The organism is Shewanella sp. Sh95, from assembly GCF_001308045.1.
GTDB lineage: Bacteria > Pseudomonadota > Gammaproteobacteria > Enterobacterales > Shewanellaceae > Shewanella > Shewanella xiamenensis.
The window spans coordinates 98,744-120,556 of the sequence record NZ_LGYY01000235.1; the positions used below are offsets into that span (position 1 = coordinate 98,744).

Sequence of the window (21,813 nt, forward strand, 5' to 3'; positions counted from 1 at the left end):
AGGCAAGATGCGCTTAACCGATATCGAAATTGAACAGGCCCTTGATAACGGCACGATTGTGATTGAACCTCGCCCAAGCAACGATGCGATTTCTGGTGTGAGTGTCGATGTGCGATTAGGGGGGCAATTTCGGGTCTTTAAAGATCATACCGCGCCTTTTATCGACCTGAGTGGTCCGAGTACGGAAGTGCAGGCGGCGCTTGATCGGGTGATGAGCGAAATCATCGAAATCCCTGACGGCGAAGCCTTCTTCCTCCATCCCGGTGAATTGGCGCTCGCCGTGACCTATGAAAGCGTGACGCTGCCAGCCGATATCGTCGGTTGGCTCGATGGCCGCTCTTCACTGGCGCGTTTAGGCCTGATGGTGCACGTCACTGCACACCGAATTGATCCGGGTTGGCAGGGTAAAATCGTGCTTGAGTTTTATAACAGTGGTAAGTTGCCTTTGGCGCTGCGTCCACGGATGACTATTGGTGCGTTAAACTTTGAACGTTTAAGTGGCCCAGTGGCGCGTCCTTACAACAAGCGTAAAAACGCGAAATATAAAGATCAGCAAGATGCGGTCGCCAGCCGTATCAGTCAGGACTAATACCCTTGATTTGGGTTAATGGGGTATCACAGGCAAGCATTGCTCCCATGGACAGAGGGCTTGCCTATGGTGATGGCCTATTTGCCACGATGCGAACCGATGCGCATGGCATTTTGTTTTTTGAGCAGCACCAAGCCCGTCTTACGGCAGGCGCTGCGCGGCTAGGGTTTGACTGGCAAATGAGTCAAGCCCTAAGCCAACAACTCGATACTCTCGCCAAGCAATACCCACAGCACTGTATTAAATTGATGCTCACACGGGGCGTGGGTGGCCGTGGCTATGCGCCGCCAGAGCTGGTTCAAGTCACTGAAGTCGTCTCAGTTCATCCTATTCCTGCCCAATATGCCTTGTGGCAGCAACAGGGCATTCGCCTTGCGACGTCAGCGGTCCAATTAGGTCATCAACCCTTATTGGCGGGCATAAAGCACCTTAATCGCCTCGAGCAAGTGTTGATCAAATCCCAGCCCTTAGCCCAAGGTTTTGATGATTGGTTGGTGCTGGATTGCACTGGGCAGGTGATAGAGTCTTCGATGGCGAATATCTTTTTTGTCAAAGGCAATCAAGTGATTACCCCGTCGTTGGAACGCTGCGGCGTCGCGGGTGTGATGCGCGAGCAAGTTATGTTAGCCTTACTTGCACAGCAGATGAATATCAATTGTTTGCCGTTTGGCGCCGAGCGTTTAGTGGAGTTTGACTCGGCATTTATCACTAACAGCGTCTTAGGCGTAGTGGATGTGCTGGCGATTGACTCGCACACTTTTACTCCTTCTCCTTTGACAGCAGATCTTAGACAAACACTTTCACTCTCACTATGAAAAAAATCATTCTGATCGCAAGTTCTACGTTGTTGACCTTGCTGACTTTAGCTTGTTTGGTTGGTTATTGGGGCTATCGAACGATTATTGATTACAGCCAAACCCCCTTAGTCCTAACCGAAGCCAAAGAATTAACCATTGCCCGTGGCACCAGCGTGCACCAGTTGGCCCAACAGTTAGAAACCGATGGTGTTATCCAAGACAAGTGGAAACTCAAATGGTTACTGAGATTGCGCCCAGAACTGGCGAAGATCCGTACCGGTCTTTACGAGATGTCTCCTTCGCAGTCGATTGCCGACTTACTCAATGATTTAGTGAATGGTAAGGTGAAAACCTTCAGCCTGACCTTAGTCGAAGGCAAAACCATTGCCGAGTGGGAGCAACAACTCGCGAGTGCGCCGCACTTACAGTTGTCTCCTGAAGTCTTTAGTGCGGTATTGATGGAGCAGGGCGACGATTCGGCGCTGCCCGAAGGTAAATTCTTCCCCGATACTTACCATTACACTGCTGACAGTGATGCCAAGGTACTGCTGATTCAAAGTTACAAAATGATGGAGCAAGAACTCGCCAAAGCGTGGGCAGAGCGTGTGCCCGATTTACCGCTTAAATCACCTTACCAAATGCTGATCTTGGCATCGATTGTCGAAAAAGAAACTGGTCAAGCCTTTGAGCGTGATCAAATCGCCGGCGTCTTTATTAATCGACTGAATCTAGGCATGAAGCTGCAAACCGACCCCACGGTGATTTATGGCATGGGAGACAGATTTAAAGGCAATATCACCCGTAAAGATTTAGTCGAAGAGACACCGTTTAATACCTATCGGATTTTCGGCTTACCGCCAACACCGATTGCGGCACCGAGCAAGGCCTCATTACAGGCAGTGTCGAAACCAGCCAAGGTCAGTTATTTGTATTTTGTGTCGCGTAACGATGGTACCCATGTATTCTCGACCACTTTGGAAGAACATAACCGCGCCGTCGATATTTATCAGAGAAAGAAAAAATGACCCAAGCATCCGCCAAATTCATCGTTGTTGAAGGACTGGAAGGCGCCGGTAAATCGAGTGCGATTGCCCTTATTCGCGATTTTATTGAAAAGCACACCGGGCTCGCGCCTGTTTGCACCCGCGAGCCAGGCGGCACGCCGCTGGCCGAGCGCATTCGTGATTTAGTGAAAATTGCCGACCCAAACGATCCTTTATGTGATGAGTCTGAATGTTTATTGATTTATGCCGCCAGAGCCCAGCTCGTCGCCAATGTGATCAAACCCGCGCTGGCTGAAGGCAAATGGGTGTTAGGGGATCGGCACAATCTGTCATCTTTAGCGTACCAAGGCGGCGGACGTGGCTTAATGCCTTTAGTCGAAGCCGTAAGTAACGCAACGCTCAAAGGGTTTAAACCCGATTTAACCCTCTATCTTGATCTTGACCCTAAGCTTGGGCTGCAACGTGCAGCAAAGCGGGGCGAACTTGATAGAATTGAGCAGCAAGCCATCGACTTTTTTGAACGGGCGCGCGCAACTTACCTCAAGCTTGCCAGCGAAGATGAGCGGATTGTCGTTATCGACGCCAGCCAAACCATGGCCGAAGTGCATAAAGATATTCTGGCCGTGTTACAGGCGATGGCATGGTAGTGCAAAGCGGTTTTGATGTATTAACCCTGCCTTGGCTCGATGCGCCAAGGCAGGCGTTTTTAACCCAGTTGCAAACTCAAAAAGTCCCTCACGCGCAACTCGTGGGTATCGATTCTGCCTATGGCGGTGAACTTTTGAGTGTGTTTATGGCGCGCGCCGCCATGTGTTCACAACCCACTCCCGCGGGCGGGTGCGGTTTTTGTAAGTCCTGCCAGTTATTTGATGCGGGTAATCATCCTGATTTTTATCAAATCGAGGCCGATGGCCATCAAATCAAAGTCGATCAAATTCGTGAGCTTTGTAGCCGCTTAAGTGCGACTGCCCAGCAAAGTGGCCGCCGTGTAGCCATTATCCACCATAGCGAGCGTTTAAACTCAGCCTCTGCCAATGCGCTACTCAAGACGCTCGAAGAGCCGGGTAAAGACACCTTACTACTATTACATTCCGACACACCCGCACGTTTAATGGCCACGATCAGTAGTCGTTGTCAGCGGCTTCCCTTTGTGACGCCGTCTAAAATGTTGATCAAAAACTGGTTAATTCAGCAATGCCAGATCCAAGAGGATGTGACTTGGTGCTTGAGTGTGGTCGGTGGCCCATTAAAGTTGGCCGAAAGTTTGCAATCTGACGGTACGCAACCCAGTCGTTATCAAGCCTTGTTAAGGTTTCGCAAAGATTGGGCGCAAAGTTTGTCGTCGGGCCATCTGTGTGCTAGTTTGTTAACGATAAGTGAACAACAAATCATTGATGCTCTTAAGGTTTTATACTTACTCCTGAGACAAGTTTTATTGAAGTACGGCGACCAAGATGCGTTTGTGCAAGCGCAAATAGGGAACTTGGCGGCGAAAATCATGGGAATGTGTCATAGCTTAAGTGCAATGCCGAGTGTCAATTATTTAGGCTTGTGTCAAAGTTATGTCTTAGAATATAAAGAAATAACAAATAAGTAACATGCCATGGTCGATCTTGTCGTCAATTTTGATACCTTACATCAGCTTTACCGCGCCTATATGCCGTTTATCAAACCGGCAGGGCTGTTTGTCGCCACCGGGGAAACCCATTACCTCGGTGAGACCTTAACCATCGCCTATCGTTTACCCGGCGCGACCACCTCAAACGAATTTCGTGGCGTCGTTGTGTGGATCAATCCTTTGGGAGCATCGGGTGGACGTCCTGCTGGGATTGGTATCAAGATAGTCTCAGAGCCCGACAGCCATAAACACCATATTGAAAAATTGTTATCCCGTGAACTCGCCTCTGGTGACTTAACCTGCACGATGTAATGCATAGAGTGGTCAGCTAGGGTCGACACTGAGTATTAAGTGCTGAGTGAAGCCTTAGCGAAATTTGACCTCGATCCCATCGCTGAGTATCCTTGTGCTCCTTTTTGTTTATCTGCTTGGACATTGCTGTGCTTATCGATTCACATTGCCATCTCGATCGCCTGAAAGCGGCTCCCGATCAACCCACCTTAGAACTCATCCTCGCCAACGCTAAGGCGCGCGGTGTCGACTATATGCTCTGTGTCAATGTGCGCCAGCAGGGATTTGAGTCGATGCGCGACAAGGTTGCGGGTTTCGAGCAGGTGTTTTTATCTTCGGGCGTGCATCCGCTGGATGTGAAAGACGGCCTCGATGTGGAGCAAATTCGCCGTTTTGCAATGGACCCCAAAGTGGTGGCCATTGGTGAAACTGGGTTAGATTATTTTTATGCCGATGAAACTAAAGCCCTGCAACAGCAATGTTTTGAGCAACAAATTGCCTTGGCGGTTGAAGTTGATAAGCCGCTGATTGTGCATACCCGTGATGCCCGTGAAGACACCATCAACATGCTAAAAGCGGGGCAGGCTGATAAAGTCGGTGGCGTGTTACATTGCTTTACGGAAAACTGGGAAATGGCCAAGGCGGCGATTGACTTAGGTTTTTATATTTCCGTTTCAGGCATTGTGACCTTTAAAAATGCCGGTGAGTTAAGAACCGTGATCCGCAAAGTGCCGAAAGAGCGTTTATTGGTGGAAACCGATTCGCCTTATCTTGCGCCTATTCCACACCGTGGACAGGAAAATCAACCCGCCTATGTGCGTGATGTGGCCGAGTTTGTGGCAGAGCTGCGCGGAGAGCGTTACGAAGATCTTGCGCAGTATACCAGTGAGAACTTCTTTAACTTGTTTAAGGATGCGGCGCGCTTGATTGGGCGTTGATTTAGGTTTGCCCCTCTCTTGTGAGCACAATTTTGCTCATATTCGTTAAAACGCAAGCCCATAAAAAAAGGCCCAAAACGATTCTAGCTGTTTGGGCCTAGGGGAATGGCTCGTTGAAGAGCCGTGCGCTACAAACGAAAGTGCCATACAGAGCACTTTACAATAGACTCAGTGTAGTTGAGTTTAGTATGAGTAACACTTTCTCTGCCCCGTTTTTTAGGTTATTTCTCGCTAAAAAATCACCTATTTATAACCATTATGCCTGCGGTGGTAGCAATAATACTTTATCTTTCACTAAGTCTCTGGGCAGGTTGTTTTTTAATTTATTACCTAAATGTTTCGCCATGCCTAAAGGCGCGCCGCCATAACAGACAATCACTTCGCCCTGAGCTTTGCTGGCCGTATCGAGGGGAATATCTCGTCCCATCAAATACTCTTTTGCCTGCTCATCGCTCACTTCTACGACTTTAGCGCCGTTTTTTGCCCCCGCTTTAAGCGCTTTACCCGCTAGAGCAATAATCGCCTCATGGCGCACTTTAAAGCCATGTTTACTGTGATCGGCAAGCTTAACCCCAATCCGCTGAAAGCGCATTTTACCAATAAAGTCTTTAAATTCATGGGGAAATAGCCAAAACTCATCGTCGCGCACCATAATGAGATCATCGGGCAGTTCGATACCCAGATCATCGGTAAAATAGGCTTGAATGGCTTTGGCTTGTTTGGCACTCGCCTCCGTAAAGGGGAAATTCTTTTGCAATTTCGGCTCAGGCTGTAGGCGTGGTACCGAACGGGTTTTAGTCAACTTCGCGACAAAAAAGCCTTCGCTGTCGTAAATCTGTGGCCAAACGTGCAAAAAGCCTTCTGGCGTAGTGGCTTTGTCAGCACCATCAAATAATTGGCTTAAGGACTCAAATTGCACTGCATTGCCATAGGTTTGCTGCAAATATTCACATACACCTTGGTTTTCGTGCCGATTAAGGGTGCAGGTTGAATAAACCAAACTGCCACCCGGTTTTAAGGCCAAAAATGCGGATTCGATTAAGGCTTTTTGGGTTTCGCTAATTGCAAGAACCTCATCGAGCGACCAAGATTTTAACGCGTCCGCATCTTTACGGACCGTGCCTTCACCGCCACAAGGCGCATCAATTAATACCGCATCAAAACTTTCATACAGATACTCACCAAATACTCGGCCATCGAAGTGGGTTAGGGCGCAGTGACTCGCGCCCATGCGCAGCACATTAGCATGGAGTACTTTGACGCGACTTGCAGAATATTCATTGGCAACCAATAAGCCTTGATTATTCATCAAGGCGGCCATTTGCGTGGTTTTAGAGCCAGGTGCAGCTGCTAAGTCCAACACACATTGCCAATCTGCATTGGGGGTAAATAGTGCGATTGGCGGCAGCATGGAGCTGGCTTCTTGGATATAGAATAAGCCCTGAATATGCTCTAGGGCATTGCCGAGCTGCTCTTCTTCATAGTAGCTTATCCAAAAACCATCCTTACACCAGGGGATGGGCTCAAAGGTCCATCCTTTGGGCTGCATCAAACGCTTAAAATCTTCGCTGCTGATCTTTAAGGTGTTGACGCGAATTGAGCGACGAAGTGGTCTTGAACAGGCCGCAATAAAGTCATCCATTGACAGATGGGCGGGCAATTCTTGGGCAATTGTACTGATAAAATTTTGATTTAATTGAACCATAACGGAATTTGGCTGTGTATCAACTGCGGCAAGTATATCATAATCCCTTAGTGGGGCTGGGATTTTATCCCTCTACTATCGTTGGTTCAGATTTGCGTTAAATAAACAAAACGACACGAATAAACAGTTTGAATAACAATAAGGAAGGGGCAGAGTGCTAAATCGGGTGTGGTTAGTGTTTTTCCTCACATCGCTGTTGGCGATGGCTGTGCAGCTTTTTAATGGGCATATCGATGTGCTTTCCAACGCGGTTGAGGCCTTGTTTGCCAGCGCTAAACTCGCCGCTGAAATCGCCTTAGGCTTAGTGGGTGTGTTGTCCCTGTGGATGGGATTAATGCGAATTGGTGAAAAAGCCGGCGTTGTTGGGGCGATTGCCTTTGTATTTGAGCCGCTGCTGCGCCGCTTAATGCCCGAAGTGCCTAACGGACACCCCGCATTTGGCAGTATGACGATGAACTTAACGGCCAACATTTTTGGATTGGATAATGCCGCTACTCCATTAGGTTTAAAGGCAATGCAGGATTTGCAGAGTCTTAATCCGGTCAAAACCGTTGCCACTAACGCACAAATTCTATTTTTAGTGCTCAATACCTCCTCGGTGACCTTAGTGCCTGTCACGGTGTTTTTATACCGTGCTCAGCAGGGAGCGGCGGCACCGGCAGACATTTTTTTACCGATACTCATCGCAACCTCTGCCTCGACATTAGCAGGGCTTCTGATTGTCGCCTTTGTGCAGCGCCTTTCACTACTCAATGCCGTGGTACTCGGATATGGCGCTGTGCTGCTGTCGGCATTAGTCGCCAGTGGTTTTTATTTGATGACCTTAACGGCAGACGCGATTGGCACAGTGTCGACCGCCTTGGGCAACGGGGTATTGCTACTGTTAGTCTTCAGTTTTGTGCTGGTGGCGGGCGTGCGAAAAGTAGCTATTTATGATGAGTTTATCGAAGGTGCCAAAGCGGGGTTTAACCAATCGATCCAACTAATCCCGTATCTTCTAGCCATGCTGCTGGCGATTGGTTTACTTAGGGCATCGGGCGCGTTGGATTACCTGCTGCAACTGATTGCGAGTTGCGTGAGTCTTTTCGGGTTTGATACTCGCTTCGTCGATGCTATGCCTACAGCGTTGATGAAACCCTTTAGTGGTTCGGGCGCGCGGGCGATGATGCTCGAAACCATGGCACACCACGGAGTGGACTCCTTTGCTGGTCGATTGGCGGCGATTTTCCAAGGCAGCACTGAAACGACTTTCTATGTGCTGGCGGTTTACTTTGGTTCAGTGGGTATTCGTCATGGGCGCCATGCGCTCGCCTGTGGTCTAACGGCGGATTTTGCAGGGATCAGTGCGGCTATTGCTGTCTGTTATTGGTTCTATGGATAAGCAGCGTTATATGATAAAAATCAGGCGCATTGGAACTGACCAAATGCGCCTGATGTTAATGTCGCGTTTAAATACTTTAGCGTTTCAGCTTACATCAATAGCGCGATTATTTATTGCATGGGAGGCTATTGCGCCGGAGCCCATTCTTGCCATTCACGCTCGGCTTTATGCTGCAGTTTAATCACTGCGCCTTCGCTGAGGCGGTTACTCTCTTGAGTTGTTTCTTTAGTTGCAACATTAATGCCGCCCGCTAATAGGGTTTCGAGCGAACCGGCTTCAATTTGCGCACCAGAGAAAATACCTACATCGACTTTAATGCCTGAGGCGTCCCAGAACTGACTGCTCTGATTTACTAAGTGACTGTACTGGGGCTCAATGTGCGCTTGCATGAGTACACTGTTGCCTTGAGACGATAGGCTATAACCATCGATTTGGCCGACTTTAATGCCACGGAAGAAGATAGGCGTGCCGACTTTCATCGAGCCAAGGTTGCTATCCTCCAAGATAAACTTAAGCGCATCTTCGGCCACGTTGGCGTAGCTGCTCTCAACCAATTTGGCCTGGAATTGACTCGCCTTTTGCTTGCTCTTACCCGGTAACACGCCAATATATGGCCCAGTGATTAAGGTTTCTGGCGCTTTAATGCCTGCTAAAGATATTTGCGCTTCGACCATATGGTACTCAGTATCACTGCGGCTGAAATGCTCGGCATAGTCGCCATAGAGATAGGCGGTGGCTGTAAGGGTGGTTAAATCGGTATTGAGCTTAACTTGCGTCACTTCACCCACCTGATGACCTTGGTAACGAATGGCGGCTTTTGCAGCCAATTTTGCCGAGGCGGGTATGGTGAGTTTGATGGCTTGAGCTTGCGCTAAGGCGAGCTGTTTACTTTCGTATAGTTTAAGTGCCGCATTAGGCTCAGTCGTTGAACTGTCCAATAAACCTAAGCTGATACTGCCCTTTAACGCGCCTTGTAGTGGAGCAACGGCGACATCAATACCCGCAAGACTGGCGCTGACATCCACGGCACTATTACGCCAAAAGACTTTAGGTTTTTGCACTAAGGGTTGGAACTGCTTATCGATAGCGATCTTAATCGCAAAGTCTTCGGTTTTACTCTGCCAGTTGACCGACTCCACGCTACCAATTTGCATTTTTTTATAGTAAATCGGAGATCCTTGACTAATATCGGCGCCATCAGCACTGATGAGAGTAAAGTATAAACGCTGTTGACGGACAAAGAATTGCTTAGCTTCATCCATTGAGCTAAAGAGTGGCAAACGCGCATTTGCCGCCAGCGGGGTATTACTGGTACCAGGGATCAGACTCACCGCGCCTTTAGTTAATGTCGCCAGATCGCGTGCTTTGACCGATACACCATCAAGAGACGCATCGACGCTCAACGCTGATTCGGGAACAAAATAGCTATCACTGCGGATTAAGCTGGCAAATTCAGGTTGCAGCTCAAGTTGATATTCAACGGCCGACAGATCTTTGGTTAATTTCACCTCGAGCACCTGACCGATAGGTAATTGCTTGTAACGCACTTCGGCGCCAGCGGTTAAGCCCATGTTTTCGGCCGAGGTTATTGTTGCCTTGAGTTTTTTCGCTTGTAGCACATCAGGGGCTGAGGATTGCAAGGCAAAACTACTTGGCAGTGCCGAATTAGCATGGGTGCCGGGTAAAAAGTTAATCACGCTTCCTGTGAGTAAACGCTCGGGGTTTTTGATCCCTGAGAGCGAAATATCGGCGCCTTCAAGCCAAAACTGGCCGTCCCGAGTTAATAGGTTAGCGTATTCAGGCTCAAATTTTGCCACCGCAGTCACACCTGCAGCGGTGAGTTGCTTGCTTTGAACTGCACCAATGGTGATGCCGCGATATACAATGCGAGTGCCTTTATCAATAGCATTGCCATCACTCATGGTCAGACTGACTTCAATCCCGCCAAGAGCGCTGGTTTCGGAATCATAGAGGGAAAAACTGTCGCCATTTTGTGCCGCAGGCGCTTTTTCATCGGAACTGAAACTCACACCACCCGCAAGGATAGAAGCAAGGCTCTCAGTGTTGACTTTAATACCCGCTAAACTAGCATCGACTTTAACGCCTGACACATTCCAAAAGTGAGAGTTTTTCTTCACTAAACGTGCATATTGCTCTTGGATAAAGGCGCTGATAATCACTCTAGCGTTGCCGTCTAAACGATAGCTGACCACGCTGCCCACAGGTATTTGACGGAAGAACACTGGCGAGCCCACATCTAATGAGCCGAGTTTATCGGCCGTCAGTTCAATCATTACCCCTTCGGAGCCAATTTGCATTGGTGGCGGTTGGCGTTCTGCCTCAAACAAGGTAGCGGCATTGCCTTTGCCTGGTTGGATTGCAATATAGTTGCCTGAAAACAGCGCATCCAGACCTTCAACGCCTGTGATGCTGGCCTTTGGGGTAACTAACCAGAAGAGGGTTTCTTTATTTAAGAAAGGCTTAGCGCGATAGTCCATCATCACCTTCACGTTAACGCCTTTAAGATCATCATCAATACCGATATCTTTTACCTTACCAACGGTTAAGCCTTGGTATTTGACTAAGGTTTTGCCCACGTCGATCCCCGTAGCACTGGGGAAGTGGATTTGAATTTCAATGCCCGATTCTTTGATGCTCTTAATACCCAGCCATGCGCCAAGCGCGAGCGCCACAATCGGGAGCAGCCAAATCGGCGAAAAGAGCTTTTTCTTCACAACTTTTGGCGATTCAATTTGTGTCATCTTGAGGTTCCAGTCGATCCCAGAGTAAACGAGTGTCTAAAACTTTTGCGGCAAGTTGCGTCAGTAAAATCACCAATGCAAATGCCGTGGCCGCGGGTGCAGGCTTTGCATCGAGTAATTGCCCCATATTCACCAGGGCAACGGTCAGCGAGATCACAAATAAATCGAGCATCGACCAGCGGCCAATCCACTCAATAACATGAAATCCCACCATAAGTTTTTGCTTTGAAATTGGCAGGTTGAAACTGATAGCACACAGATAAGTGGCTAAGCCGATAATCTTTACCCAAGGCACTAAAATACTGGCAATAAACACAATAATGGCGATGGGTAACATATCCGATTGGACTAAATGAACAATTCCGGAAAAGATCGTATCGTGACGTACCTTTCCCTGATTGGTGAGCACCGTAATGGGATAGAGGTTGGCTGGAACCAATAAAATGGCGGCAGTAATAAGCAGCGCCCAACTTTTTTGTAAGCTGTTGTAATCGCGGACCTGTAATTCTGACTCACAACGACTACAGTGGCTATCCTCACTGCTATTGAGTTGCCTACAAACGCGGCACAAACACAGGCCTAAATCCTTTCCTTGCTGCTTCATATCAGTGATGTTCCTGCATAAGAAGACCCCACATATGCTCAATATCGTATTCACGCTGTAAAAACAGGGTGACTAAAAAAAGCATGGTGAAGCAAAAGGTACCCATTCCAAAATAAATATCCGAAAAATCAGATAATTGAAATGATGAGACGAGGAAGCTAATCACATAAATCTCAAGCATCGTCAGCTGCGAAAGGAACCCCTGAAATGTGAGTAATTGTTTGAGACTATGGCGCCAAAATGGGCTTGCAAGCCCCCATTTTATAATCAAAATTTGCGCAAGAATCGATAGGATCAATAAACCAGGGCCAACCACTGCGGCAGCAAGTACGGCTAATCCCACCACCCAATAACCTTGTTCGAAGACGGCAAAAGCGCCTTGAAATACCGTTGTTGTGCGAATACTGCCCAGAAAATGGATTTCTAGCACAGGAAAAAAGTTAGCAGGAAAATAGAACACCAACGCGGTAATGCACAGTGCCAACATGCCATTTACTGAACAGTATGGAGTGTCATAAAGTGCGGTGTTGCAACGCGGACACAATGCTCTGACCCCAGTTGGGAGGGCACGTTTCCGAATGGCCAAGTCGCAGGAACGACAGAGGATTACAGAGTTTTCTGCTGTATTGTCATGCATATAAAAATATTATATTAGCCCCAAAGCCACTGAGATTGAGCAAATAATCCGAAAACAACAAATTATAAGGTGAGATATCAAATTGATTGACCCATCTCCACAACATAAAGCGCAGTCATAATATCAGAATAATCAGAACACTTGCATCACTAGTTCACTTTATGTCATTCTGGTTACTGTATATAAAAACAGTGCGAGGGCGGTCATGGCAGTTATTACACAGTTTGTCGTGGTAAGAGAAGGGGTAGAAAAGATGACATTCACATCGAAAAAGGAGGCTGATGCCTACGATAAGATGCTCGACATCGCTGATAACCTCATTCCATTTATTCAGAAAGCGGAACTTGGGATTGATGAAAGTCTAACCGAACAGCTCGCATTCTATTTTGCTAACAATAAAGATGAGCTAACAAACTTGCTTAAAGGTGTGGTTCAAGTTAATAGTACGCCAACAAAACCAAACACAGCCAAAAAAGCGTCTAAGAAGGACGATGCTGCTGAATAATTTTTAGGAAGCATATGAAACCGCAATTTTATGAATCACTGAACCGTCAAGCGTTAGCGTTACTCGAAGGCGAAGATGATTTAGTGGCTGCCATGGCTAACTTTTCAGCCCTGCTTAATGACAACCTAACCGAACTAAACTGGGTAGGTTTTTACGTTATGCGCGGCGAACAGTTAGTATTAGGCCCATTCCAAGGTAAAGTGGCTTGTACCCGCATTCCGATGGGTAAAGGCGTGTGTGGCACTGCAGCACTGGCTAATCAAACTCAACGGGTTGCCGATGTGCATCAATTCGATGGACATATCGCCTGCGATGCGGCCAGTAATTCCGAAATTGTTATCCCTGTTCGCGCTAATGGTCAGGTGATTGCTGTACTGGATATTGATAGCCCTATTTTTGACCGCTTTGACGAAGAAGACCAAAAGGGCTTGGAATTATTGGTAAAAAGCTTCGAAAACTGCCTATTTGCTTAATTTGCGTACAATAACGCATAATTCATAGTCGCAATCGGTGGCGTGCGCCTTATAATAGCGCATGCCCTGATAAGGCTTGTTTGGGCATGGCCCGAATAAACCTGAGAGGTTTAGCCGTAAAAAATGGTTAACTGATATTTTTTAACTTTAGTTAACTCGGCGAGAATGTTAATTTGTACTTTGGCTCAATTGTGAGCTTAACCAAGATAAACGACACGTAAGAAGCTGATTTATATCACCTCGAATTCGATGTCCCTTTTTAACTGTGGAAGTAATGATGGAATCAACAGATAAGTTGACCGACACCAACGCAATTTTGGCGTATTTGTATGAAACATTTCCTTTGTGCTTTATTGCTGAAGGTGAAACTAAGCCATTAAAAATCGGATTGTTTCAAGATTTGGCTGAAAGGTTGGCTGATGATTCTAAAGTCAGTAAAACTCAACTGCGCGTGGCGTTAAGACGTTACACTAGCAGTTGGCGTTACCTCAAATCGGTAAAAGCTGGTGCCCAGCGTGTGGATCTTGATGGTCAGCCTTGTGGCGAGCTAGAGCAAGAACATATCGATCATGCTCAAGCCATGTTGAAAGAAAGCCAAGAAAAAGCCAAGGCTAAGCGTGCTGCTCAAGCTGCCAAAGTGGCTCCGGCTGGCAAAGCTCCAGCGAAAAAGGCCCCTAAGAAAGTAGCTGTTCCTGCCCGCAAGACTGAGCGTCCTGCCAAAGTGGCTCCTAAGGCTGAACCTGCTGTTAACTTAGTCCAAGCGCAATTGACCGATTTAGCTAAGAAACAGCGTGTCAATGTTAAGTTAGGTATGACGCCAGTAGCCGGCGTGATCACTGACATTAACAAAGAAGACATTCATGTTCAGCTTGATAGCGGCTTAACGATAAAAGTGAAAGCAGAACATATTCTGCTGTAATCATTTAATCTAACGGAGTAACTTGTTGATGCGAAAACTCATTTTGGCTACATCCATCGCCACTGTTTTTGTCGGATTCTCGGCTTGGGCTGTGCCTCCTACGATTCAAATCAGCGAGTTACCCACTCTCAAGCAGGAAGCGCAGCATAAAGTGGCCAGTAAACGAGTGACAGATTTATACACTCGTTCGCATTACCATCGATTTGCGCTCGATGACGCGTTTTCTGCGCAGATTTTTGACCGCTATTTACAGCAACTTGATTACCGTCGCAATGTGCTGACCCAAGCCGATGTCGACAGTTTTAAACCTTATATCAATCAGTTTGACGATATGCTGAGTTCAGGTGAACTCGACCCTGCCTACAAAATGTTTGATTTGGTTCAAAAACGTCGCTACGAAGGTTTTGTGTACGCACTTTCTCTGCTCGATAAAGAAATGGATTTTACCGTTCCTGGTGATGCCTACGAGTACGATAGGGAAGATGTCGCTTGGCCAAAAGATCAAGCTGAAATCAATGAGCTTTGGCGTCAGCGAGTCAAATATGATGCGTTGAATCTCAAGCTTACTGGCAAAAAATGGCCTGAAATTGTTGAGATTCTGCAAAAACGTTATAACAACGCCATCAAACGTTTGACTCAGACCAATAGTGAAGATGTGTTCCAAGCGGTGATGAATGCATTTTCTCGCAGCATCGAGCCGCACACTAGCTATTTATCCCCCCGTAATGCTGAGCGTTTCCAAATGGAAATGAACTTGAGCCTAGAGGGTATTGGCGCGCAGTTACAGCTCGAAGATGATTACACTGTGATTAAGAGTTTAATCGCAGGTGGTCCTGCCGCTGGCAGTGAAAAACTGTCACCAGAAGATAAGATTGTTGGTGTTGGCCAAGAGGGCGGCGAGATCGTTGATGTTATCGGCTGGCGTTTAGACGATGTGGTTGAGCTCATCAAAGGACCTAAGGGCAGTAAAGTCGTTCTGCAGATTTTACCGAAGAAAGGTGGCTCAAATGCTAAGCCGTTTAATGTCACTTTAGTACGTGACAAGATTCGCTTAGAAGACCGTGCTGCGACTTCTAAAATCATCGAGCCTAAAGACGGTGAATACGCCAATCGTAAAGTCGGAGTTATCCAAATTCCTGGATTCTATATGAATTTATCCCAGGATGTGGAAAAGGAACTCGTTAAACTCAACGAAGCAAAAGTTGAAGGTGTCGTTATCGATTTACGTGGTAATGGCGGCGGTGCATTAACCGAAGCCGTGTTACTGACCGGACTCTTTATTGACATGGGCCCTGTGGTGCAAATCCGTGATGCCGATGGCCGTGTGTCAGCTCACCGCGATAACGATGGCAAGACTACCTACGCAGGTCCGTTGACCGTGATGGTTGACCGTTACAGCGCATCAGCTTCTGAGATTTTTGCAGCAGCATTGCAGGACTATGATCGTGCACTGATTGTTGGTGAATCCAGTTTCGGTAAAGGCACAGTGCAACAGCATAAGAGCCTAGGTCGCATCTACGATATGTACGAGAAACCTATTGGGCATGTGCAATACACCATTCAGAAGTTTTATCGCATTAACGGTGGTAGTACACAACTCAAAGGTGTGACACCGAATATTGCGTATCCAAGTGCGTTAGAGCCTGGTGAGTATGGTGAAGCTGAAGAGAAGAATGCTTTGCCTTGGGACAAAGTCCCGATGGCGCAATACGGTACGCTAAATGATATCACCCCTGAACTGGTGGCGAGTTTAGAGAAAAAGCACCTTGCCCGTATTAAAAACAGTGTTGAGTTTAACTATATCAATCAAGACATTGCTGACTTTAAAAAGCATCACAAAGAGAAAACGGTCTCCTTAGTGGAAAGTGAGCGTATTGCATCACGTGAAGCTGATGAGAAGAAAGTGCTCGATAGAACCAATGAGCGTCGCGTAGCCAATGGTTTAGCGCCAGTTAAATCGATGGAAGATATTAAAGATGATGTTGCTGCGCCAGATGCATTTTTAGATGAAACGGCTTATATCACTCTAGATATGGTGGATGCGAAAAAGCTAGCTAACGCTGGCACTAAATAGGCGGAAGTTACGTCTGTTTACCTTACCTTAAAACGCGCTTATGGCGCGTTTTTCTTATTTAAATCAGTGTTAAAGGGAACGAAATGACACAAGTTCAAGCAAAATACCTTAAAGACTACCAAGCTCCCCAGTTCACGATTGAATCCATCGACTTAGATGTTAATCTTAACGGTAAAAATACCGTTGTTAAGGCTATAAGCAAGGTTAAACGTAGCTCTTCCCACGCTAATCCTATAGTGCTTGATGGTGAAGGATTAACCTTAGTCAGCGTGGCGATTGATGGTCAACAGGTAGCGTATCAAGTTGGTGAAGGGCAGTTGACAATCGAAACGACCCTAAATGAGTTTGAGCTGACCATCATCACCCAACTGGATCCTGAAGCCAACTCAAGCCTCGAAGGGCTTTATATGTCTGACGGTGCCTATTGCACCCAGTGTGAAGCTGAAGGCTTTAGACGTATCACTTACTTCCTCGACCGTCCTGACGTATTGGCTAAATATACTGTGCGTATTGAAGCCGACAAGCTGGCGTTCCCGTTCCTGCTCAGTAACGGCAACTTGATTGACAAAGGTGATCTCGATGGCGGACGCCATTATGTACGTTGGCAGGACCCTTTCCCCAAGCCGGCCTACCTTTTTGCCCTCGTGGCAGGTGATTTTGATCTGTTGCAGGATGAGTTTATTACCCGCAGTCAGCGTAAAGTGGTGCTACAGGTTTTTGTTGATAAAGGGAATTTGCATAAGGCGCACCATGCTATGGCATCCCTTAAAAAGTCTATGGCTTGGGATGAGTCCCGTTTTGACCTTGAATATGATTTAGATATCTACATGATCGTTGCTGTCGACTTTTTCAATATGGGGGCGATGGAAAATAAAGGCTTAAATATCTTTAATACCAAATATGTCCTCGCCGATACTTTGACCGCCACTGATGAGGATTACCATGGTATTGAATCCGTAGTCGGCCATGAATATTTCCATAACTGGACGGGCAACCGTGTCACTTGCCGTGATTGGTTCCAATTAAGTCTCAAAGAAGGCTTAACAGTTTTTCGCGACCAAGAGTTTAGTTCGGATTTAGGTTCGCGCGCGGTAAATCGAATTCACGCCATTAAAGTCATTAAAAACCAGCAGTTCGCTGAAGACTCAGGCCCAATGGCACATCCAATTCGTCCAGAGTCCGTGATTGAGATGAATAACTTTTATACGGTGACAGTGTATAACAAGGGCGCCGAAGTTATTCGCATGATGCACACTTTGCTTGGTGAAGCCCGTTTCCAAGCGGGGATGAAGTTATACTTTAAACGCCACGATGGCCAAGCTGTGACCTGCGATGATTTTGTTGCGGCGATGGAAGATGCCAGTGGTATCGATTTAACCCAATTCCGCCTCTGGTATAGCCAAGCAGGTACGCCGGTAGTAACCGCAAGCGACAGTTTTGATGCTGCATCAGGGCGTTATCAGTTAACACTTAAACAGACTCTTACAGGCTGCACCTCGCCGCTGCATATTCCTTTTAGTCTGGAGCTGTTGGACGATAAGGGACTATCACTGGTCAACCAAGTGATCAGTTTTACTGACGCCGAACAAGTATTTACTTTTGAAGGACTCCGCCATAAACCTGTGGCGTCATTGCTGCAAGATTTCTCTGCGCCAGTTAAATTGCACTATCCCTTCGAAGTTGACCAACTTGTTCATTTGATGCGTTTTGCTTCGAGTGAAGTGGCGCGTTGGGAGGCATCCGTTACTCTCGTTAGCCAAGCAATTTGGCAAAATGTTGAACATTTACAGCAACATCAGACGATGACCTTAGATGGAAGAGTGAAGGATAGTTTTAAAGGGGCTTTACTCGATGAGAAACTCGATCAGGCATTAATGGCTGAGATTTTAGCGATTCCATCGGCTTCCGCTTTGATTGAGCAAACTGATACTGTTGACCTTGATGCGTTAGCGCTCGCGCGTGAATTTGTGCTCACAGAGCTTGCTGCTTACTGCGAAGATGAATTAACGGCACTTTATCGCTCATTGGTTAATTTGGATTGCACTAAAGCCCGCGCCCTTAAAAACCAATGTCTAAATTGGCTTAGCCGAGTTAGCAATGATGCCGAAACCTTTGTGGTAGAGCAGTTTGCTAAGGCTTGTAATATGACGGATTCGCTCGGCGCATTAACGGCAGCCAATGTTGGCTCTTTAACTTGCCGTGACCAGTTAATGGCTCAATTTGAGACGCGCTGGCGTGATACGCCGCTAGTGATGGATAAATGGTTTATGTTACAGGCGACTCATGATAGCGATGATGTGATTGATACATTACGTCAATTACAACAACACGCGAGTTTTAGCATGAGTAATCCCAATCGGGTGCGTTCGCTTATTGGTAGTTTTGCCTCTGGAAATATTTATCAATTCCACCGCGCCGATGGCAGAGGTTATGAGTTTTTAACTGAGTGCCTTATCAACTTAAATCAGCTTAACCCACAAGTTGCCGCCAGAATGGTGACACCGCTGATCCAATTCAGTAAATTCGATGAAACACGTCAGCGTAAGATTAAGGCCTGTTTAACGCGTTTATTAGACTTACCTGGACTCTCTAAGGATTTATTCGAAAAAGTGTCCAAAGCGTTAGCGAAGTCGTCATTAACCTGAGCTCGAGATAAGCAGAGCCGCTGAATAGGCTCTTTTCGAGCCTCTCTGCGTTGCTCTGTCTCACCATCGCTCGCTATGGCATACGACAGAGCGCCTTGATATGCGCACAAATCTGCGCATTCAGGCAGATAATAGATTTTTCGTTTCAAAATAATCATTTATAGCATTGAGTTAGTTTATTAAATTTAGGTTTTTCGACACTCGTTACCCCGAGTTCAGGTTAATTAGAGGAGGAGGGCAGCATTTTGCTGCCCTTATCAATATGGAATTGTATTTTAAGTTAACCCTTAGCTATCAAGATTTTTTACCTTACTATCAAGGGCTGGCCGATAAAGTTGAAGTGCGTGAACGTCAAGGGCGGATCCTTTGGATTAGCGGGCGACATTTTAGGCGTTTTTTAACTGAAAATGGTATTCATGGGCAGTTTAAACTCGTGCTCGACGATAAAGGTCAATTTGTGTCATTGGAGCGGTTGTAGAAACAAATTGTTGATTTTATCTTAGAGTAATTACTTTAAACGGTCGACTAATTACAATTAATAAAACATGATAATTTCTTTGTGATTATGTTAATGAAATTTATGATTTTTTATCTTGTTTTGCCTCAGTATTCCAATCTTCTGCTTTACTAATTTAAATCCCATCTTTGTACTCGATGACATAAATGTGTCTACGTGCTTAATTCTTTAGAAAATTTTCTCTAACTGTGCCTTGCTCATAGGGATTAATTGCTGTAACAATGATGTTACCTGTGAGCTAACAAGATGTTGGTTGTAATTCCTAAAACAAAGAATCCAGCAGGGTACGGAGAGCTAAAATGAAAATTGTTAAAAAAAGTTTTAACAAGTCGGCGCTTGCTTTGGGGGTGGCGTCGGCATTGAGTTTGTTGATGATATCGAATGTTAATGCGGTTGCGTTCGATTGGGGGGAGGTACAAGGCACGTTTGACTCAACGTGGACCGCGGGTGCCAGTTGGCGTGTCGGTGAGCGCGATTGGGATGGACAAATTGGTAAAGTTAACCAGCCACAATTTGATTGGTCGAATTATACTGCGTTTGGCAATACTAAATACACATCTGCTGAGATTTGGGCACAGCCAGGTTCCTATTCAAGCAATAACGATTTAAGTAATTTGCTTTATTCTCAAGGTGATACTACTTCTGAGATCGTTAAAGGATTACATGAGCTGTCCCTGAAGTATGAGAATTATGGTCTGTTTGCTCGTGGCATGTATTTTTACGATCGTAAATTAAACGATGGTAACTATGACTTCAATGATCCGATAACAGGCAAAGAATTCGATCCTTGTGAGGATAATCGTGCTTCAGAAGTGCAATGTAAGGACATCCGTCTGTTAGATGCCTTTGTTTATGCGAATTTTGATTTAAATGACGGTGCCAATCCACTCTCTATCCGTTTAGGTAACCAAGTGGTTTCTTGGGGGGAAAGTACTCTTATCGCCCATGGTATTGGTGAGATTAACCCTGTTGATTTGAACATCCTTAATGCTCCCGGTGCAGAACTGAAAGAAGCCTTTAGACCTCAGGGCATGGTGTGGGCTTCTCTTGGGATCACAGAAAACTTATCGGTAGAAGCTTTCTATCAATATGATTGGGAACCTATTTGGGTGCCAACGCCCGGTTCAATTTTTGCGACTAACGATTTTGCTGGCTTTGGTGGCTACAATCAAAACGCACAGTTAGGTTTTAACGCCAACCCTGATATCAACTTAGACTTTGTGATGCAGGAATATCAACGTCTAGCAGGGATGATTGCCAGTGGTCAGACAATTCCAACGCAACAGCTCGTCGCGATGGCATTAGCTTATCCTACTAAAGTCACTTTAGTGCAAGATGAACAAGAGCCAAGTAATGATGGCCAATATGGTGTCAAATTGGGGTATTACGCGCCTGAATTGGGCGATACCGAGTTTGGTTTCTATTTTATGAACTACCATAGCCGCCGTCCGCTGATCAGCGGTACAGCCGCCGATTTTAGCACTGGTGCACTGCTATCTGACTTAGCGGTTCTGGGGCAAAATGCGGGTGATATCAACCGCGAATTACTGCTCAGCTTAAAGAGTTTCTCTAAAGCGCAAATTGTGTACCCTGAAGACATCAAGCTTTATGGCTTCAGTTTTAACACTTCACTAGGCGATACTTCAGTCGGTGCTGAAATTGCCCACCGCCAAGATGAACCACTGCAAATTGATGACGTAGAACTACTGTTCGCAGGTATGCCTCAGCAGTTAGCAAATGCCGGTATTCGCCCCGATTTCGACGGTATTTCACAAATTGATGGAGTAAAGCCTGGTGATACCGTTGACGGCTTTATCCGCTTAGATACGACTCAGGCGCAAGTCACTTTCACTCACCTATTTGGTCCTACATTGGGCCTAGATAACCTGACGATGTTAGCTGAAGTTGGCGGGGTGTGGATCCATGATATGCCTGGGTTTGATGAATTGCGCTTAAATGGTCCGGGAACGGCGCGTTCTGGCGGTAATCCTGATATGCCAGGCATTATTCAAGCGTTGCATAACGGCCCTGAAACTAACCCATTCCCAACCGATTTCGCATGGGGATATCGCCTTGTAGCTAAAGCTGAGTTCAACAACTTGTTTGCGGGTGTAAACATGTCTCCAAGGATGATTTTCTCGCACGATGTTGATGGTATTACACCAGATCCTATGTTCCTCTTCACTGAGGGACGCAAGTCAGTCGCTTTGGGTCTGAACTTTGAATACCAAAACCGTTGGGGGGCCGATCTGTCCTACAACAACTTCTTTGGTGGTGTAGGTACAACCAACGCGATGGCAGATCGTGATTATATTTCATTCAATATCAAGTATTCGATCTAAAGGACTATAACA

At 46.4% G+C, this 21,813-nt stretch carries 19 protein-coding genes; 15 read left to right on the forward strand and 4 right to left on the reverse strand.

All coding sequences use genetic code 11. The features are described 5' to 3' along the window. Positions 1-7 precede the first annotated feature (7 nt). From dcd to AEA42_RS17695, 7 genes are all read left to right on the forward strand, one after another. Entirely contained in the window at positions 8-589 is a 582-nt protein-coding gene (gene dcd, locus AEA42_RS17665) for a dCTP deaminase (protein WP_055648412.1), read from the forward strand. Between the two features lie 5 nt (positions 590-594). Next, the gene (gene pabC / locus AEA42_RS17670; RefSeq protein WP_055648413.1) at positions 595-1,404 is read left to right on the forward strand and encodes an aminodeoxychorismate lyase; all 810 of its coding nucleotides are present in this window, start codon (positions 595-597) and stop codon (positions 1,402-1,404) included. Then, positions 1,401-2,411 (forward strand): endolytic transglycosylase MltG, encoded by a 1,011-nt coding sequence (gene mltG / locus AEA42_RS17675; RefSeq protein ID WP_055648414.1) that lies wholly within the window; start codon positions 1,401-1,403, stop codon positions 2,409-2,411. The genes pabC and mltG overlap by 4 nt, the downstream gene beginning before the upstream one ends. Further along, positions 2,408-3,037 carry a dTMP kinase gene (gene tmk / locus AEA42_RS17680; protein WP_037426486.1) on the forward strand — a complete coding sequence of 210 codons (630 nt, stop codon included), beginning with the start codon at positions 2,408-2,410 and terminating at the stop codon, positions 3,035-3,037. The genes mltG and tmk overlap by 4 nt, the downstream gene beginning before the upstream one ends. Then, positions 3,031-3,987, forward strand: coding sequence for a DNA polymerase III subunit delta' (gene holB, locus AEA42_RS17685; RefSeq protein WP_037426483.1), 957 nt, complete (start codon positions 3,031-3,033; stop codon positions 3,985-3,987). Before tmk ends, holB begins: the two co-directional genes overlap by 7 nt. Before the next feature lie 6 nt (positions 3,988-3,993). Next, on the forward strand, positions 3,994-4,320 hold the full coding sequence (locus tag AEA42_RS17690; protein ID WP_037419265.1) for a PilZ domain-containing protein: 327 nt from the start codon (positions 3,994-3,996) through the stop codon (positions 4,318-4,320). Between the two features lie 128 nt (positions 4,321-4,448). After that, a complete protein-coding gene (locus AEA42_RS17695; protein WP_037426481.1) occupies positions 4,449-5,237 on the forward strand; it encodes a TatD family hydrolase in 789 nt (262 codons plus the stop codon). 256 nt (positions 5,238-5,493) lie between these two features. Here AEA42_RS17695 and rsmF read toward each other — a convergent pair whose 3' ends face one another. Next, positions 5,494-6,942, reverse strand: a complete 1,449-nt coding sequence (rsmF, locus tag AEA42_RS17700; RefSeq protein WP_055648415.1) for a 16S rRNA (cytosine(1407)-C(5))-methyltransferase RsmF — start codon at positions 6,940-6,942, stop codon at positions 5,494-5,496. 154 nt (positions 6,943-7,096) lie between these two features. Here rsmF and AEA42_RS17705 point away from each other — a divergent pair, with 154 nt between their 5' ends. Continuing rightward, the gene (locus tag AEA42_RS17705) at positions 7,097-8,323 is read left to right on the forward strand and encodes a spore maturation protein (RefSeq protein WP_055648416.1); all 1,227 of its coding nucleotides are present in this window, start codon (positions 7,097-7,099) and stop codon (positions 8,321-8,323) included. A gap of 125 nt (positions 8,324-8,448) precedes the next feature. On the opposite strand, the gene AEA42_RS17710 is transcribed toward AEA42_RS17705, so the two are convergent. From AEA42_RS17710 to AEA42_RS17720, 3 genes are read right to left on the reverse strand one after another with little or no spacing between them, the layout of a single operon-like run. After that, entirely contained in the window at positions 8,449-11,085 is a 2,637-nt protein-coding gene (locus AEA42_RS17710) for an MlaD family protein (protein ID WP_055648417.1), read from the reverse strand. Continuing rightward, positions 11,072-11,689, reverse strand: a complete 618-nt coding sequence (locus AEA42_RS17715) for a paraquat-inducible protein A (RefSeq protein WP_037419279.1) — start codon at positions 11,687-11,689, stop codon at positions 11,072-11,074. Before AEA42_RS17715 ends, AEA42_RS17710 begins: the two co-directional genes overlap by 14 nt. Before the next feature lies 1 nt (position 11,690). Continuing rightward, positions 11,691-12,326 carry a paraquat-inducible protein A gene (locus tag AEA42_RS17720; protein ID WP_037419282.1) on the reverse strand — a complete coding sequence of 212 codons (636 nt, stop codon included), beginning with the start codon at positions 12,324-12,326 and terminating at the stop codon, positions 11,691-11,693. Between the two features lie 205 nt (positions 12,327-12,531). Between AEA42_RS17720 and AEA42_RS17725 the strand changes: the two genes are divergently transcribed. The 7 genes from AEA42_RS17725 to AEA42_RS17755 all read left to right on the forward strand — a co-directional run bounded on the left by AEA42_RS17725 (position 12,532) and on the right by AEA42_RS17755 (position 21,801). Then, positions 12,532-12,831: a YebG family protein gene (locus AEA42_RS17725; protein ID WP_037419285.1), complete on the forward strand. Its 300-nt coding sequence runs from the start codon at positions 12,532-12,534 to the stop codon at positions 12,829-12,831. A gap of 14 nt (positions 12,832-12,845) precedes the next feature. Beyond that, entirely contained in the window at positions 12,846-13,304 is a 459-nt protein-coding gene (locus tag AEA42_RS17730; protein ID WP_037419288.1) for a GAF domain-containing protein, read from the forward strand. 277 nt (positions 13,305-13,581) lie between these two features. Then, positions 13,582-14,223 carry an RNA chaperone ProQ gene (proQ, locus tag AEA42_RS17735; RefSeq protein ID WP_086023985.1) on the forward strand — a complete coding sequence of 214 codons (642 nt, stop codon included), beginning with the start codon at positions 13,582-13,584 and terminating at the stop codon, positions 14,221-14,223. A gap of 28 nt (positions 14,224-14,251) precedes the next feature. Next, positions 14,252-16,297: a carboxy terminal-processing peptidase gene (gene prc / locus AEA42_RS17740; protein ID WP_055648418.1), complete on the forward strand. Its 2,046-nt coding sequence runs from the start codon at positions 14,252-14,254 to the stop codon at positions 16,295-16,297. An 83-nt stretch (positions 16,298-16,380) separates the two neighbouring features. After that, positions 16,381-18,942, forward strand: a complete 2,562-nt coding sequence (gene pepN / locus AEA42_RS17745; RefSeq protein ID WP_037426469.1) for an aminopeptidase N — start codon at positions 16,381-16,383, stop codon at positions 18,940-18,942. A gap of 262 nt (positions 18,943-19,204) precedes the next feature. Beyond that, complete coding sequence (locus tag AEA42_RS17750; RefSeq protein WP_037419300.1) at positions 19,205-19,420, forward strand: DUF2835 domain-containing protein; 216 nt, start codon at positions 19,205-19,207, stop codon at positions 19,418-19,420. 338 nt (positions 19,421-19,758) lie between these two features. Then, a complete protein-coding gene (locus AEA42_RS17755; protein ID WP_037426466.1) occupies positions 19,759-21,801 on the forward strand; it encodes a DUF1302 domain-containing protein in 2,043 nt (680 codons plus the stop codon). Positions 21,802-21,813 lie beyond the last annotated feature (12 nt).

Excerpts from the sequence above, each read along its gene's own strand:
- dcd (WP_055648412.1), top strand. The coding sequence starts at position 8 with ATGCGCTTAACCGATATCGAAATTGAACAGGCCCTTGATAACGGCACG.
- mltG (WP_055648414.1), top strand. The coding sequence starts at position 1,401 with ATGAAAAAAATCATTCTGATCGCAAGTTCTACGTTGTTGACCTTGCTG.
- tmk (WP_037426486.1), top strand. The coding sequence starts at position 2,408 with ATGACCCAAGCATCCGCCAAATTCATCGTTGTTGAAGGACTGGAAGGC.
- holB (WP_037426483.1), top strand. The coding sequence starts at position 3,031 with ATGGTAGTGCAAAGCGGTTTTGATGTATTAACCCTGCCTTGGCTCGAT.
- AEA42_RS17690 (WP_037419265.1), top strand. The coding sequence starts at position 3,994 with ATGGTCGATCTTGTCGTCAATTTTGATACCTTACATCAGCTTTACCGC.
- rsmF (WP_055648415.1), bottom strand. The coding sequence starts at position 6,942 with ATGGTTCAATTAAATCAAAATTTTATCAGTACAATTGCCCAAGAATTG.
- AEA42_RS17710 (WP_055648417.1), bottom strand. The coding sequence starts at position 11,085 with ATGACACAAATTGAATCGCCAAAAGTTGTGAAGAAAAAGCTCTTTTCG.
- AEA42_RS17715 (WP_037419279.1), bottom strand. The coding sequence starts at position 11,689 with ATGAAGCAGCAAGGAAAGGATTTAGGCCTGTGTTTGTGCCGCGTTTGT.
- AEA42_RS17720 (WP_037419282.1), bottom strand. The coding sequence starts at position 12,326 with ATGCATGACAATACAGCAGAAAACTCTGTAATCCTCTGTCGTTCCTGC.
- AEA42_RS17725 (WP_037419285.1), top strand. The coding sequence starts at position 12,532 with ATGGCAGTTATTACACAGTTTGTCGTGGTAAGAGAAGGGGTAGAAAAG.
- AEA42_RS17730 (WP_037419288.1), top strand. The coding sequence starts at position 12,846 with ATGAAACCGCAATTTTATGAATCACTGAACCGTCAAGCGTTAGCGTTA.
- proQ (WP_086023985.1), top strand. The coding sequence starts at position 13,582 with ATGGAATCAACAGATAAGTTGACCGACACCAACGCAATTTTGGCGTAT.
- prc (WP_055648418.1), top strand. The coding sequence starts at position 14,252 with ATGCGAAAACTCATTTTGGCTACATCCATCGCCACTGTTTTTGTCGGA.
- pepN (WP_037426469.1), top strand. The coding sequence starts at position 16,381 with ATGACACAAGTTCAAGCAAAATACCTTAAAGACTACCAAGCTCCCCAG.
- AEA42_RS17750 (WP_037419300.1), top strand. The coding sequence starts at position 19,205 with ATGGAATTGTATTTTAAGTTAACCCTTAGCTATCAAGATTTTTTACCT.
- AEA42_RS17755 (WP_037426466.1), top strand. The coding sequence starts at position 19,759 with ATGAAAATTGTTAAAAAAAGTTTTAACAAGTCGGCGCTTGCTTTGGGG.